Genomic DNA, 14,115 nt, shown 5'->3' with positions numbered 1-14,115 from the left:
GGCGAAGACGCACACCAGCGCCCAGCGGCCCCCGGCGAGGCCGTCGACCAGCCACGTCCGCCACGGCGGCGACGCTCCGGCGAGCCGCGTCGTGAGCACCCGCGCGACCAGCGCCTCGAGCTGGGCGTCGCAGCCCGGGGACGGCAGTCGCACGTGGTGCAACCGTCCACCGAATTCGACGTCGGCCGCGGGGAGGACGGACCCCTCCCAGCCGTGCGCACTGCGCCGTAGGGCCGGCGCGGCGGGCAGCCGCTCGGCGTAGCGCCGCGCGAGCGCCGCGGTCGTCGGTGCCGGCCCGTCGAGGACGGCGACGAGGCCCTGCGGTGGGGCGGGCGGGTACCCGGGGCGGCGCCCCTCGACAGCCGCCCCGTCGGTCACCCCTCGAGCGTGCGCGCGTGGACCACCCCGCCGCACGGGACCTTCGGTCATCGGCGCCCTGCCGACTCCGGGACCCGGCCCGGCGGAAGTCCCGGTGAGGTCGTCGCCTCGGACCCTGGGACGACCTCACGTCCGGTGCCTACGCTCGCCGGAGAACGACCCGACGCCCAGGAGGTCCTGTGTCCGTCCCGCCGCCCCCGGCCGTCGACCCGGTGCGCATCTTCCTGGTCGACGACCACGAGATCGTGCGTCGCGGGCTCGCCGACATGCTGTCGACGGTCGACGACTTCGAGGTGGTCGGCGAGGCCGGCACCGTCGCCGACGCGCTCGCCCGCGTGCTGGCGACCCGGCCCGACGTCGCGATCCTGGACGTGCACCTGCCCGACGGCAGCGGCGTCGACCTGTGCCGCGACATCCGCGCCGCCCTGCCGGCCACCCGCTGCCTGGTCTTCACCTCGTTCGACGACGAGGGTGCGACCTTCGCGTCGGTGCTGGCAGGCGCGTCGGGCTACGTGCTCAAGGACCTCGTCTCGTTCGACGTCATCGACTCCGTGCGCCAGGTCGCGCGGGGCCGGTCGCTCATCTCACCCGAACTGCTCGCCCGGGTGATGACCCGGCTGCAGGCCGGCAACCCGGACCAGGACACGCTGGACGCCCTCACCGAGCGCGAACGCGAGGTGCTCGACCTCATGGCCGAGGGGTTGACGAACAAGGAGATCGGGCAGCGGCTGTTCCTGTCCGACAAGACGATCAAGAACTACGTGTCGAGCGTGCTCGCCAAGCTGGGCATGGAGCGACGGTCGCAGGCCGCGGTGTACGCGGCGATCCTGCACGAGCACGGCTGAGCCCTGGGCTCAGTGCGCGAGGCCGATCAGCCGCAGGGCCGAACGGGTGGTGCCGCGCGGGCGGCGGCGGACGGCGGCCGGACGTGCTGGGACGTCGTAGAACGGCCCGGTGATGCGCAGGTCCGTGCGTCCGCGCGCGTCCGTGACGACGCGCACCGATCCCGTGGCCGACTCCTTTGCGGCGTGACGCTCGTGGCGACCCATGCTGCTTCCCCTCCCGGTGCTGACCGACCCGGTGCACCGTTCCTACCCCTCGCGGCCGTCGAACTCCACCGTCCGGGACGGTCGCGTCGGTCAGGACCTTGCCCGCCCGGGAGCCGGCGCGGCAGGGCCGTTGGGGCGGACCTTGGTCCCGAATCGCGGCCATGGAGCGGTTTGCCCGGTGTGCGCACTGCCTGCCCGGAGGCGGGACACCGGCAGGACCTGTCCCCTCCAACCGTCCCTGATCTTGGGCGGCGTGGCGACGAACGATGGGACGAGACCTGTTCGCACGTCAGCTGGAGTGGCCATGACCGCATCGGGGCGAGTCGTCGTCGGTGTCGACGACTCGGAGGTCGCGCTCGACGCGCTGCGGTTCGCCGCGCGTGAGGCGCAGCTGCGCGACGTCGGCCTGCTGGTGGTGCACGCGTCCGGGCCCGCGACCGACGACGCGGCATCGGACCCGGCCCCCGTCGCGTCGATGCTGGCGGTGGCGAGCGCCGTCGCCCCGGACGTGCGCACCGAGTTCCAGGCGGTGACGGGCGACGCGGCCGCCGTGCTGGCCGACCTCAGCCAGGACGCCGCGGTGGTGGTGGTCGGCACGCACCGCACGGGACGGCTGCGCGGCTTCGTGCTCGGCTCGGTCAGCCAGCACGTCGCGGCCCACGCCCGCGGCCCGGTCGTGACCGTCGGGCACGCGGCGCAGGCCCCGAACGGACCGGTGATCGTCGGTGCCGCCCACACCGGTGGCGGCCTCGCCGCCCTGCGCTTCGCGGCGACGGAGGCACGGCGCCGCGGCGTGCCGCTGCGAGTCGTGCGGGCCGTCACGGCCGAGAGCTGGGCGGCCGGTGGCCACGGGTACGGGCTCACCGGCGGCATGAACGGCCTCGACATCCTCGAGTCGGCGGCGCGGGTGGAGCTCGAGCACGTGCTGCGGATCGCCCGGCAGGAGTTCCCCGACGTCGCGGTGAGCGGCGCGATCAGCTCGGCGTACCCGTTCAGCGCGCTCGAGGCCGCCAGCCGGGACGCCTCGCTCATGGTCGTGGGAACGCGCCGGGACGAGGACGCGGCCCTGCCGCACCTGGGCCCGGTCGCGGCCTGGCTGCTGCACCAGTCGCAGTGCCCGCTCGCCGTCGTGCCGTTCCTCGCCCACGTCGACGACGGCCTGCTCGCGCGGTCGTGACGGCGCCGATCCACGCGGCGTCCAGCGGTGCTCGTACTGTTTCGACCGACGTGCCGTGGCCTACGGTGGTGCGCATGCCGGTGCCGCCCGCAGAGCCGATCGCGGACGTGAGCGCGCTCGATCCCTTCCTGCTGCTGAGTCCCGACGCCGTCGTCGTCGTCGGCCGGGGCGGCCGGATCGACCGGATCAACGCGCGGGCCGCCGACCTGTTCGGCTGGTCGCCGGACGACCTGGTCGGGCAGCCGATCGAGGCGCTCGTGCCGGCCGAACTGCACGAGGTGCACCGGCGGCAGCGCGACGGCTTCCTCTCCGCGCCGCACACCCGCCCGATGGGCGCCGGCCTGTCGCTCGAGGCGGCGCGGCGCGACGGCACGACGTTCCCCGTCGACATCAGCCTCTCGGTGCTGCCGACGGTCGACGGCTCGCCGGTGGTGATCGCCGTCGTCCGCGACATGACCGAGCAGCGGCAGCGCGACCGCGCCGCGGCGCGGCTCGCGGCGCTGGTGCGGTCGTCCGACGCGGCGATGCTGTCGGCGACGGCACAGCGGCGCATCGACAGCTGGAACCCGGCGGCGGAGGTGCTGCTCGGCTACGGGCCGGCCGAGATCGTCGGGCACGACGCGCTCGAGCTCGTGCCCGACCGGCTGCGGGACGAGACCCAGGAGCTGTACGAGCGGGTGCGCAACGGCGAGGGCGTGACGCTGTTCGACACCGCGCGTCGCCATCGCGACGGCAGCGAGGTGCCGGTGGCGATCACCGTCTCGGCGATGCGCGACCCGCTCGGCGCGTTCCTCGGGTGGTGCGAGGTCGTACGCGACCAGTCCGAGCGGCTGCGCATCCAGGCCCGCCTGGCCGCCGCCGAGACCGACCGGCAGGTGCTCGCCGACCGTGAGCGGATCGCCCGCGACCTGCACGATCTGGTGATCCAGCGCATCTTCGCGGCCGGCATGGGGCTGCAGGCGCTCGCGACCACCATCGACCCCGACGACCCGGCCGCGGCCCGCGTCACCAAGGCCATCGGTGAGCTGGACATGGCGGTTCGCGAGATCCGCACCAGCATCTTCACCATCCGCCGCAAGCCCGGCGACGTCGCCTCGTTGCGCGCCCGCCTGCTCGACATCGGCACCGAGATGACCGAGGCCCTGGGGCATCGACCCACCTTCGACTTCCGCGGGCCCGTCGACATCGTCGTCACCGACGACATCAGCGAGGCGGCCGCCGCAGTGGTGCGGGAGGGGCTGGCGAACATCGCCAAGCACGCCCAGGCGCGCGAGGCACGTGTGCGGGTGCACGCCGACGCCGGCGCGCTGCGCGTGGCCGTCAGCGACGACGGCATCGGCATCGATGAGACCGGTCACCGCAGCGGCCTGGCCAACATCGCCGCACGTGCGGAGGAGCTCGGCGGCACGTGCACGATCGACACCGCAGCCGGTACCGGCACGACGATCACCTGGTCGGTGCCCATCCGCTGACGCGGGTGCGCCCGTCAGGCGCCCGACAGCACCCGCGCCAGCACGTCGGCGACGAGGATGCGGGCGGTGCGCTCGGGCACCTGCAGCCGTGCCGCGATCTCGCGGTCGGTGAGGCCGGCGAGCAGCAGGTCGCGGACGAGCTGTTCGCGCTCGGACAGTTCGCGTCCGCCCTGGTCGCGCAACGGGTCGCCCCGCAGCGCGTCGAGCGCCCGCTCGACGACGATGGGGTCGAAGACCCGCTCGCCGTCGATGACCCGCTGCAGCACCTCGGCGAGGTCGCTGACGTGCACCTCCTTGAGGAAGTACCCGTAGGCGCCGGCGATGACGGCGGCGGCCGCGGCGTCGGTCTCCTCGAACGAGGTCAGCAGCACCGAGCGCACTTCGGGCGCGAGTGAGCGCAGCTGGCGGCAGAGGTCGATGCCGCTGCCGTCCGGCAGCCGGACGTCGAGGACGGCGATGTCCGGCACGGTCGCCAGGATGCCCTCGCGGGCCTGCGCCACCGTCCCGGCCTCACCGACGATCTCGAACGGTCCCACCGTGCGCAGCAGGTCGGCCAGACCCGCCCGCACGATCTCGTGGTCGTCCAGCAGGAACAGGCGGATCCGCGCCCGCCGCCCCTCCGCGCCGGTGCTCTGGGGCACCGTGCCGGCGGAGTCGTCGTCGGACATGCCGTCACCTCCGCCGTCTCGGCTTCACTGTGGCATCACGCCGAGATAGTCTGAAGGGACCTTCGGCCAGGGGCGGTACCGGTTCGGGCAATCTCTCGGCCGACGGACGAACCCGCTCAGACAGGGAGGGAGACGACGAAGGTCGCGCCGCCGCCCGGTGTCGGGCGGTGCTCGGCCTCGCCGCCGTTGGCGCGGGCCAGCTGCCGCACGATGTACAGGCCGAGGCCGGTGCCCTTCGTGCGCGTCCCGGTGCGCTCGTCGCGCTCGAGGCGGGTGAAGAGCCGCTCGAGCGCGTCCTCGGGGACGCCGGGCCCGTGGTCGACGACCGCGATCTCGACCCGGTCGTCGAGCCGGCGCACCCTGATCTCAACGGGTGTTGCGCCGTGCCGACCGGCGTTGGTGAGCAGGTTCGCGACCATCTGGTCGAGATGTTCGGGCTGTACCCGGGCGACGACGTCGTCGGCGCAGACGAGCGCCGCCGGCGGCACCGCCGAGCACGCGAGCTCACCGAGTCGCTCGGCGAGCCGCACCGGTTCCGGCCGGGCGATGAGCCGGCCCGCCTCGATGGTCACCATGCTCAACGCCTCGCGGACGGTGCCCTCGAGGCGTTGCCCGTTGCGCCGGACGAGCTCGACGAAGTCGCGGTACTCGGCCGGTGCGTCGGCCCAGTCGGTCGCGGCCATCTCGGCCGTCGCCAGCATGACGGTGAGCGGGTTGTTGATGTCGTGTCCGACCACCCCGATGAGGTCGGTGGTGAGCCGGTTGATGCGCTCGAGGTCGTCGTTGCGCTGCTGCAGGGCGGCTGCGGCCTCGTCGCGTGCACGTTCGGCCGCGCGGCGGTCGCTGATGTCCTGGTACCCGGCGATGAGCCGCTGCGGCTCGCCGGCGTCGTTGCGCAACACCGAGATCGTGTACTGCACGTCGACCTCACCACCGTCGGCGCGACCCAGGGTCGTCTCGCCGGTGAGGGTGTCGAGGGCGCCGGTGACGAGATCGGCGCGCTCGGTGCGTCCGAGCGACGCCGGGTCGTCAGGGGCGAAGGACGAGACCGGTCGGCCGACGAGGTCGGCCGCCGAGGCCACGCCGACCAGCGCGGCGAGCGCCGGGTTGGCCGATTCGACGCGGTCGCCCAGATCGCGGATCGCCTGCCCCACGCCGCTGTGCTCGAACTGCGACCGGAACAGCGCCTCGCTCGCCCGCAACCGCGACTCGGCCGCACGGCGCGCCGTGATGTCGGAGTTGATGCTCAAGATGCCGGTGCACCGACCGGCGTCGTCACGCTGCAACGCCTTGCGGGTGAGGACGACGACGCGACGCCCGTCGGCCTGCAGGTGGGTCAGTTCGCCCTCCCAGCTGTCGTTGGCCATGAGATGGGCGCGCACCGAGTCCGCGTCCCAGCCCTCGTTCCAGCGGGTGACCAGCAGCTTGTCGATGTGCCGCCCCAGCACCGCGTCGGCGGGCCAGCGGTACATGCGCTCGGCGCCCGGGTTCCAATACCGGATGTGGCCGTCGAGGTCGGTCACGACGATCGCGTCCCGCGCCAGTTCGAGCAGTCGGGCCCGCTCCGCCAGCTCGCGCCGGGCGGCGAGCTCCGCCGTCATGTCCTCGACGATCATGACCAGGCCGGTGACGCGCTGGTCGTCGTCGCGCACCGCACCGACGTGCAGGCGCAGATGCAGCAGCCGGCCGTCGCGGTGCAGCATGCGCACCGTCACGGCCTCGTGATCGGGGGTGGCGCCGTGGCGCAGGGCAGCGATCCGCTGCTCGAAGCCGGGCCGGTCGTCGGGGTGCACGTACGCGCTGTCGGCGCAGGTCTCGAGCTCGTCGACCGACCAGCCGGTGATCCGGGCCATGGCGGCGTTGACGCGGCGGCGGCGGGGCCCGTCCGGGTCGATCCCGCTCACGATCATGCCGAGCGGGTTGCGGGCGAAGGCGAGCCGGAAGCGTTCCTCGCTGGCCCGCAGCGCGGCGTTCGTCCGGCGCGCGGACACGAGCAGCCGCTGGATGTGCGCGGTGTCCTCGGCCTGACGCAGCGCGGTCGACAGACAGTTGGCCAGCAGCATCGCCATCGGCCGATCACTGTCGTGGAAGGCGGCGGGTCGTGCGTTCACGACGATCAACGTGCCCAACGCCGCGTCGTCGGCGAGCACCGGCGCCACGATCAACGACCGCACGCCGACCTCGCGCGAGACGGCATGCTGCGCCCGGGGATCGGTCTCGGTGTCGTCGCTCCACACCAGGCTGCGTGTGGTGAACGCGAGACCTGCCAGGGACGCGTCCCGGTCGAGCCGGAGGGAACCGAACCGCTCGAGCGTGCCGCCGGCCGCCACGTGCACGAAGCCGCCGTCGTCGTCGCGGACCGCGACCGCGGCGCCCTCGGCGCGCCCGAGCAGCGCGAGGGTGGAGTCGAGCACGAGCTGCAGCATGGTGTCGCGGTCGGGCGGCGCGGCGGCGGTCTGCTGCTGCAGCGCGATGATGCCCTCGAGGGTCGCGCGCTCCTCGCGCTCGCGCTCGGCCGCGGCGGCCCGTTCCTGCACCCCGCGCACCTCGGCGTCGATGTCCACGATCTGCGCGAGGGCGTAGCGGGTGGCGCCGTCGCCGTTGCGCACGAGGGCCATGCTGAGCAACACCCAGGCGTCCGTGCCGTCCGGGCGCACGTACCGCTTCACCAGCCGGTAGTCGTCGATCTCGCCCGCGACGAGCCGTGCCGCCTGGGCCTCATCGGCGGCGAGGTCGTCGGCATGGGTGATCGACCGGAGGTCGCGGGCGAGCAGCTCGTCGCGCGTCCACCCGGTGATGCGGTGCACCGCGTCGTTGACGTCGACCCACCGGCCGTCGAGGTCGAGCAGGGCGATGCCGATTGGCGAGTGCTCGAAGAGCAGCCGGAACTGCTCGTCGTGCGCGACAGGCGCACCGCCCGGGCCCGACGAGACCGTGCGGGCGGCCTCCACCCCTGCAGCGTGACATCCGCGGGCGCCCGACCCCTGAGTCCTTCGTCCCGTGTGCAGCACTGCCATCGACCCCCCAGACGGCCCTGGGACGCGTGCTCGCGCGCGCGTCAGGCTCGCTGCAACCCGGCCGGACAGGCCGATCCGCAGCGCTCGGGAGGGGCCATGAGGCAGACCGGCGCCACGCCCCGCGTGGCCGCTGCCGGTGGGCCGGCGGCCGTCGAGTGGGCCCGTCGGTTCTCGGCGGCCTCCGGCGCCGTGCTGCACACCGTCGTCCAGGACGCGGAGCACGTCGCCGCCGACGGCGCCGTGGCCGCATCGCAGGACGCGCAGTTGCTCGTGCTGCGTGCCGACGACCCGGCGGTGCTCGACCGGGTCCGTTGCCCCACCGTGCTGATCGGCGCAACCGCCGATGACGCGACCTGGGACGACGGCCGCCCCGTGGTGGTGGCCGTGCCGTCGGACCCCCGCGCGCTGCCGGTGCTGCTGTTCGCCGCACGCTATGCGCAGCAGACGGGCCGTCCGATCCGCGTCGTGCACGCGTCCGGCCGACGCCGGCCGCCGCGTGACCGCATCGAGGTGCTGATCGGCTTCGCCCGGCAGTGGAACCCGGACGTGCCCGTCACCGCCGTCGTCGCGCGCGGACGCGTCCGCCGGACGCTCGTCGCGCAGGCCGCCGACGCGCACGTCGTCGTGGTGGGGCGGTACTGCACCGGCCGGCATGCGCGCTGGTCGCGACGCGGTCGAGCGACCGCGCGCCTGGCCACGCAGCTGGACGCGCCGGTCGTCGTGGTCGGCCGCGAGTACGCCCTGCCGTCGGTGATCACCCGACCCGTCCCCGAGGCGCCGCAGGACCAACGAAGGAGAGCCCGATGAGCACCGGAACCGACGTCGACCTCGACCGCGCCCTGCACCGTGCCGCCCACCACGCGGCCCTCGCACCCTCGGTGCACAACACCCAACCGTGGCAGTTCGTGCTGCGCGCCGACCGGATCGAGCTCGTCGCCGACCGCACCCGGCACCTCGCCGCGCTCGACCCGCACGGACGCCAGCTGGCGGTCAGCCTCGGCTGTGCCCTGTTCAACCTGCGCGCCGCACTGGCGGCCGACGGCGTCGGCACGCGGGTCGAGCGGCTCGACGGGCCGGACGACGTCGTCGCCCGCGTCACCTGGCCCGCCGGGACGCCGGTGGAGACCGACATCGCGCGCTTCGACCACTGGATCAGCACCCGGCAGACCAACCGGCGCCGCTTCGAGGACACGCCCGTGCCCGAGGACGTCGTCGACGCGCTCGCGGCCGGCGTCGAGGCCGAGGGGTCGATCCTGTTCCCCATCACGCGCGAGGAGGACCGCGTCACGGTCGCGCGGCTCAGCCAGCGCGCCGACTCGGTACAGCTGCTCGACCCCGCCTACCGCAGCGAGCTGCGCCGGTGGACCACGAGCGACCCGACCCGGCGCGACGGTGTGCAGGCCATGGCGGTGCCGCATGTCGACGGCAGCGCCCAGGACGAGATCCCGATCCGCGACTTCGACAGCTCGGGTGCGGGGTGGCTGCCGAGCCGCACCGAGTCGTCGCGGCACCAGTGCCTGCTGCTGCTCGGTACCCGCAGCGACACCCCGCTCGGCTGGCTGCGGGCGGGGGAGGCGCTCGAGCGGATGTGGCTCGAGGCGACGAGCCGGGGCCTTGCGATGGGCCCGCTCACGCAGGTCGTCGAGGTCGCGCCTGCCCGCGCCCAGCTGGCGCAGGAGCTGCGGCTGGACTGGTCGCCCGTGGTGCTCGTGCGGGTCGGGCGCGCGCCGGTGTCGCCGATGTCGCTGCGCCGGCCGTGGTCGGACGTGGTGGTCGAGGCGCGGTGACGGCCGGCGCTCAGGGGGTCTGCCGGCGCAGGGTGGCCGCGGCGAGGGCCACCGCCACGAGCGTCGCGCCGAGCAGGATGCCGGCGTCACGCCAGTAGACGGCGTCGGCGCCGGCGGGTGCCACCGAGCGCTGCAGGGCCTCGACGGCGTAGGTGAGCGGCAGGACGTCGGACAGCCACTGCAGCACGGTCGCCATCTGGTCACGGTGCTGGAACAGGCCGCACGTCAGCAGCTGGGGGAGCACGACCACCGGCATGAACTGCACGGCCTGGAACTCGGTACGGGCGAACGACGAGGCGAACAGGCCGAGCGCCACCCCCAGCAGCGCGTCCAGCAGGCCGACCAGCAGCAGCGGGCCCAGGGCGCCGCCGAGGTCGAGGCCGAGCCCACCCGACACGGCGACGGCGAGGCCGACCTGCACGACGGCGACGAGGGCGAAGGCCGCGCCGTAGCCCAGCAGCAGGTCGAGCTTGCGCGCGGGCGTGGTGAGCAGCCGCTCGAGCGTCCCCGACGTGCGCTCGCGCAGCGTCGTCACCGAGGTCACCAGGAACATCAGCAGGAACGGGAAGAAGCCGAGCAGGGCAGGAGCGGTCACGGCGAAGACGCGGGCGCTGTCGAGCACGTAACGCAGCAGCACCATGAGCACGCTCGGCACCACGACCATGAGCACCACGGTGCGGGGGTCGTGGCGCAGTTGCCGCAACACCCGTTGTGTCGTCGCGACGATCATGTCGGGTCGCTGCCTGCGTCGTCGGCTGCGCCGTCTGCGTCGTCTGCGCCGTTTCCTGCGCCCCGGACGAGCCGCAGGAACGCGCCGTCCAGGTCGTCGGCGCCGGTGTCCCGCAACACCTGGTGCGGCGTCGACCGCACGAGCACGTCGCCGTCGCGCAACAGCACCAGGTCGTCGGCCCGGCGGGCCTCGTCCATCACGTGGGTCGAGACAAGCAATGTCGTGCCCCCGACCGCGAGGCGGTGGAACAGCGACCACAGCTGCTCGCGCAGCACGGGGTCGAGCCCGACGGTCGGCTCGTCGAGCACCAGCAGCCGGGGCCGGCCGAGCAGCGCGACGGCCAGCGACACCCGCGACCGCTCGCCGCCGGACAGCCGGTCGACGAGCCGGTGGGCGTGCGGCACCAGGTCGACGACGGCCAGCACGCGCTCGGTCTCGGCGCGGTCGGTGCCGATGGCGGTGGCGAAGTAGCGCAGGTTCTCGGTCACGGTGAGGTCGTCGTAGACCGAGGCCTGCTGCGACGCATAACCGATCACCCTGCGCAACGCCGGCGATCCGGCCGGGCGGCCGTCGACGGTGACCGAGCCGCTCGTGATGCGCTGCGTACCGACGATGCAGCGCAGCAGGGTGGTCTTGCCGCCTCCGCTCGGGCCCACGAGTGCGGTCACCCGCCCGGGCGCGAAGCGGGTGTCGATGCCGTGCAGGATCTCGGTGCCGCCGCGGCGCACCCGCAAGGCGCGGATCTCGACCACCGGCCGACCGTACGCCGCGCCGGTCGGTCGACCGGGCCGACACCCGCGACGGGACCTTCGTCCGTGTCGAGTGCCCTGAACCGGCACGACGATGGGGCGGTGACCCCGGCGTCGGACCCCGCAACCGCCTCGCCGCCCGCCCCGCCGCCCGCCCCGCCGCCCGACCAGGCGGCGTCGCTCGCGCGCGACCTGGCCGATCTCACCGAGCGCAACGACAACGCCCAGCGCCTGGCCAACATGGGCGACTACGACTGGCACATCGCCACCGATGTGAACCGCTGGTCGGACCAGCTGTTCCGCATCTACGGCTACGAACCCGGCAGCTTCGAGCCGTCGTACGAGGCGTTCCTGTCCCGGATCCACCCGGACGACCGCGAGAAGGTCCGTGCGATCCACCAGCGTGCGTACGCGACCGGCGAGCCGTACCACATGCTCGAGCGGATCGTCCGGCCCGACGGCGAGATCCGGTATCTCGAGTCGAACGGGCAGGTCATCCAGGACGAGGGCGGCACCCCCGTGCGCATGCGCGGCACCTGCGTCGACGTCACCGAACGCGTGCGTGCCGAGCAGCGCAGCGAGGAGGCGGCGGCGGCGCTGCGCGAGGTGCAGGTGCGCCGGCGGCAGGCCCTGCAGATCAACGACACGGTCGTGCAGGGGCTCGCCGCGGCGGCGTACGCACTGCAGATCGACGACCCGGAGCACGCGATGCAGCTGGTCGACCGCACCCTCACCGCCGCGCGCGGGCTCATCGACGACTGGCTGCATCCGGTCGGGGGCGACGAGCTGCGCCCGGGCGACCTCGTGCGCGACACCGCGTCGAGCGACCCGCTGCCCGGCCCGCCCGCCGCGGGCGGCGGCCAGGGCACCGGTGCCGAGCCGGACGACCCGCCGCCCCTGCGCGCGCTGCTGGTCGACGACGACGACGACATCCGCAACGCCATCGTTCGGATGCTCGCGCGCACCCGCAGGTTCGAGATCGTGGGGGAGGCCGTCGACGGCGCCGAGGCCCTGGAACTGGCCATCGCCACGCGTCCGGACGTCGTCTTCCTCGACCTCGCCATGCCGGTGATGGACGGCTACCAGGCGCTGCCGCTGCTGCTGGAACGGGTGCCGAACGTGCGCGTCGTGGTGCTGTCCGGCTTCGGTGAGGGCTCGGTGGCGCAGCGGGTGATCGACCTCGGTGCGCACAAGTACATCGAGAAGGGGACGCGGGTCGACTACCGCGCGCTCGCCGACGAGCTGGCGGGCACCGCCACGACCTGATCGCCCCGTCGGCCGGCGACGGGACGCCGGCGTACCGCCTCCGGACGCGCCGGGAGCGCCACATATGATGCGCATTTTCGGGATCTTTGCGCACCGACCGGGGGCCGGATGAGGGTGGACGAGCCGCTGCGGATCGCGCTGACGTCGTACCGGAGCAAACCGCACTGCGGGGGCCAGGGTGTCTACGTCCGCCACCTGTCCCAGGCGCTCGTCGGGCTCGGCCACACCGTCGAGGTGTTCTCGGGCCCGCCGTACCCCGAGCTCACCGACGGCGTGCGGCTCACCGAGGTGCCGAGCCTCGACCTCTACGACGACGCCGACCCGTTCCGGCGGCCGAGGCTGCGCGAGTTCCGCACCCGCGACGACGTGCTCGAGTACGCGATCATGTGCACCGCCGGCTTCGGCGAGCCGCGCACGTTCTCGCGCCGGGTGGTGCCGCTGCTCGCCGCCCGCGCTGCCGAGTTCGACGTCGTGCACGACAACCAGACCTTCGGCCCAGCGCTGCTGCGGCTGGCCGGGCACGGGCTGCCGCTGGTCGGCACCATGCACCACCCGATCACCGTCGACCGCCGGCTGGCACTGGCCGCCGCGCCGCTGCGCAAGAAGCCGACGCTGTGGCGCTGGTACGGCTTCCTCGGCCATCAGACGCGGGTCGCGCGGCAGTTCCCGATCATGATCGCGCCGTCGCAGAACAGCGTCGACGACGCCGCGCGCGAGTTCGGGCTGCGCGCCGAGCAGTTGGTGTCGATCCCGATCGGCGTCGACATCGAGCGCTTCCGCCCCGGCCTGCCGAAGGTGCCCGGCCGCGTCGTCGCGGTGTGCAGCGCCGACGTGCCGCTCAAGGGGCTCGACGTGCTGCTGCGCGCGCTGCACCTGGTGCCGCCGGAGGTCGACGCGCAGCTCGTCGTGGTCGGGCGGCACAACCCCGGCGGCCCCACCGAGACGCTCATCGCCGAGCTCGGCATCGGGTGGCGTGTCCAGTTCGTGAAGGGCATCAGCGACGACGAGGTGGCGAACCTGCTCGCGTCCGCGGAGGTGCTCGTCGTGCCCTCGCTGTACGAGGGGTTCTCGCTGCCGGCGGCCGAGGCCATGGCGTCGGGCACGCCGGTCATCGCGGCCGACGCGGGCGCGCTGCCGGAGGTCGTCGGCCGCGATGGGTCGGCCGCGGTGCTCGTGCCGCCGGGCGACCCGGCCGCGCTGGCGCGTGCCCTCGCCGACCTGCTGCAGGCGCCGGAGCGGCGTGCGGCCATGGGCGTCGCGGCCCGCGCCCGTGCCGTCGAGCGGCTCAGCTGGGAGTCGACCGCGCGTGCCACCGCCGAGGTCTACCGGGCCGAGATCGCCCGCTTCCACCGCGCCAGTGCTCGTTCCGACAGGCAGGACGCCGCATGCTGACCATCGACTTCGACCGGCTCGGTGGGGCCGAGGGTGACCGCCTGCTCGATCTCGGCTGCGGCGCGGGGCGGCACACGTACGCCGCGCTGCGGCTCGGCGCCGACGTCGTCGCCCTCGACCAGAACGCTGACGACCTGCACGGCATCGAGGAGATGGTCGCGGCGATGGCCGAGGCGGGCGAGATCAAGCCGCCGTCCGGCCCGGTCACGCTCAACGCCGACGCACACCACCTGCCCTTCGACGACGGGCACTTCGACAGCGTGGTGGCGTCCGAGATCCTCGAGCACATCCCCGACGACCGGCGGGTGATCTCGGAGCTCGTGCGCGTCACCCGCCCGGGCGGCCGCGTCGCGGTGAGCGTGCCGCGGCGCTGGACCGAGCAGGTCTGCTGGACGCTGTCGGACGCCTACCACGAGGTCGAGGGCGGGCA

Annotated in this window: 14 protein-coding genes; 8 read left to right on the top strand and 6 right to left on the bottom strand. The window is 74.0% G+C overall.

Translation table 11 applies throughout. The features are described from left to right. On the bottom strand, positions 1-378 hold a 378-nt coding region (locus tag ACTHMS_RS00070; RefSeq protein WP_440304633.1), incomplete at its 3' end, for a wax ester/triacylglycerol synthase domain-containing protein. A 179-nt stretch (positions 379-557) separates the two neighbouring features. On the opposite strand from ACTHMS_RS00070, the gene ACTHMS_RS00065 reads away from it, so the two are divergent. Beyond that, positions 558-1,223 carry a response regulator gene (locus tag ACTHMS_RS00065; RefSeq protein ID WP_440304632.1) on the top strand — a complete coding sequence of 222 codons (666 nt, stop codon included), beginning with the start codon at positions 558-560 and terminating at the stop codon, positions 1,221-1,223. Positions 1,224-1,232: 9 nt separating this feature from the next. On the opposite strand, the gene ACTHMS_RS00060 is transcribed toward ACTHMS_RS00065, so the two are convergent. Further along, positions 1,233-1,427 carry a hypothetical protein gene (locus tag ACTHMS_RS00060; protein ID WP_440304631.1) on the bottom strand — a complete coding sequence of 65 codons (195 nt, stop codon included), beginning with the start codon at positions 1,425-1,427 and terminating at the stop codon, positions 1,233-1,235. A 304-nt stretch (positions 1,428-1,731) separates the two neighbouring features. On the opposite strand from ACTHMS_RS00060, the gene ACTHMS_RS00055 reads away from it, so the two are divergent. After that, positions 1,732-2,604: a universal stress protein gene (locus tag ACTHMS_RS00055; protein WP_440304630.1), complete on the top strand. Its 873-nt coding sequence runs from the start codon at positions 1,732-1,734 to the stop codon at positions 2,602-2,604. 74 nt (positions 2,605-2,678) lie between these two features. Continuing rightward, the gene (locus ACTHMS_RS00050) at positions 2,679-4,076 is read left to right on the top strand and encodes a PAS domain-containing sensor histidine kinase (RefSeq protein WP_440304629.1); all 1,398 of its coding nucleotides are present in this window, start codon (positions 2,679-2,681) and stop codon (positions 4,074-4,076) included. 14 nt (positions 4,077-4,090) lie between these two features. Here ACTHMS_RS00050 and ACTHMS_RS00045 read toward each other — a convergent pair whose 3' ends face one another. Continuing rightward, entirely contained in the window at positions 4,091-4,744 is a 654-nt protein-coding gene (locus ACTHMS_RS00045; protein ID WP_440304628.1) for a response regulator, read from the bottom strand. 116 nt (positions 4,745-4,860) lie between these two features. Beyond that, entirely contained in the window at positions 4,861-7,695 is a 2,835-nt protein-coding gene (locus tag ACTHMS_RS00040) for a PAS domain S-box protein (protein ID WP_440304627.1), read from the bottom strand. A gap of 162 nt (positions 7,696-7,857) precedes the next feature. Between ACTHMS_RS00040 and ACTHMS_RS00035 the strand changes: the two genes are divergently transcribed. Further along, the gene (locus tag ACTHMS_RS00035) at positions 7,858-8,568 is read left to right on the top strand and encodes a hypothetical protein (protein ID WP_440304626.1); all 711 of its coding nucleotides are present in this window, start codon (positions 7,858-7,860) and stop codon (positions 8,566-8,568) included. Further along, positions 8,565-9,548 carry an Acg family FMN-binding oxidoreductase gene (locus tag ACTHMS_RS00030; protein WP_440304625.1) on the top strand — a complete coding sequence of 328 codons (984 nt, stop codon included), beginning with the start codon at positions 8,565-8,567 and terminating at the stop codon, positions 9,546-9,548. The genes ACTHMS_RS00035 and ACTHMS_RS00030 overlap by 4 nt, the downstream gene beginning before the upstream one ends. Before the next feature lie 10 nt (positions 9,549-9,558). On the opposite strand, the gene ACTHMS_RS00025 is transcribed toward ACTHMS_RS00030, so the two are convergent. Next, positions 9,559-10,278 (bottom strand): ABC transporter permease, encoded by a 720-nt coding sequence (locus ACTHMS_RS00025; protein WP_440304624.1) that lies wholly within the window; start codon positions 10,276-10,278, stop codon positions 9,559-9,561. Beyond that, entirely contained in the window at positions 10,275-11,030 is a 756-nt protein-coding gene (locus tag ACTHMS_RS00020) for an ABC transporter ATP-binding protein (RefSeq protein ID WP_440304623.1), read from the bottom strand. The genes ACTHMS_RS00025 and ACTHMS_RS00020 overlap by 4 nt, the downstream gene beginning before the upstream one ends. Positions 11,031-11,129: 99 nt before the next feature. Between ACTHMS_RS00020 and ACTHMS_RS00015 the strand changes: the two genes are divergently transcribed. The 3 genes from ACTHMS_RS00015 to ACTHMS_RS00005 form a co-directional block, all read left to right on the top strand. Then, positions 11,130-12,293, top strand: a complete 1,164-nt coding sequence (locus tag ACTHMS_RS00015) for a PAS domain-containing protein (RefSeq protein WP_440304622.1) — start codon at positions 11,130-11,132, stop codon at positions 12,291-12,293. 126 nt (positions 12,294-12,419) lie between these two features. Beyond that, positions 12,420-13,685, top strand: coding sequence for a glycosyltransferase family 4 protein (locus tag ACTHMS_RS00010; protein WP_440304634.1), 1,266 nt, complete (start codon positions 12,420-12,422; stop codon positions 13,683-13,685). Beyond that, positions 13,679-14,115: class I SAM-dependent methyltransferase (locus ACTHMS_RS00005; protein WP_440304621.1), on the top strand; the 437-nt coding region annotated here is incomplete at its 3' end. The genes ACTHMS_RS00010 and ACTHMS_RS00005, both read left to right, overlap by 7 nt.

The organism is Jatrophihabitans sp. (assembly GCF_051960575.1).
Lineage (GTDB): Bacteria > Actinomycetota > Actinomycetes > Mycobacteriales > Jatrophihabitantaceae > JBQCEE01.
Note: the sequence above shows the minus strand (reverse complement) of the source record. Positions and strands in the feature narration are given on the sequence as shown.

Coding starts and splice junctions, on each gene's coding strand:
- ACTHMS_RS00045 (WP_440304628.1), bottom strand. CDS start 4,744: ATGTCCGACGACGACTCCGCCGGCACGGTGCCCCAGAGCACCGGCGCG.
- ACTHMS_RS00055 (WP_440304630.1), top strand. CDS start 1,732: ATGACCGCATCGGGGCGAGTCGTCGTCGGTGTCGACGACTCGGAGGTC.
- ACTHMS_RS00030 (WP_440304625.1), top strand. CDS start 8,565: ATGAGCACCGGAACCGACGTCGACCTCGACCGCGCCCTGCACCGTGCC.
- ACTHMS_RS00050 (WP_440304629.1), top strand. CDS start 2,679: ATGCCGGTGCCGCCCGCAGAGCCGATCGCGGACGTGAGCGCGCTCGAT.
- ACTHMS_RS00060 (WP_440304631.1), bottom strand. CDS start 1,427: ATGGGTCGCCACGAGCGTCACGCCGCAAAGGAGTCGGCCACGGGATCG.
- ACTHMS_RS00025 (WP_440304624.1), bottom strand. CDS start 10,278: ATGATCGTCGCGACGACACAACGGGTGTTGCGGCAACTGCGCCACGAC.
- ACTHMS_RS00035 (WP_440304626.1), top strand. CDS start 7,858: ATGAGGCAGACCGGCGCCACGCCCCGCGTGGCCGCTGCCGGTGGGCCG.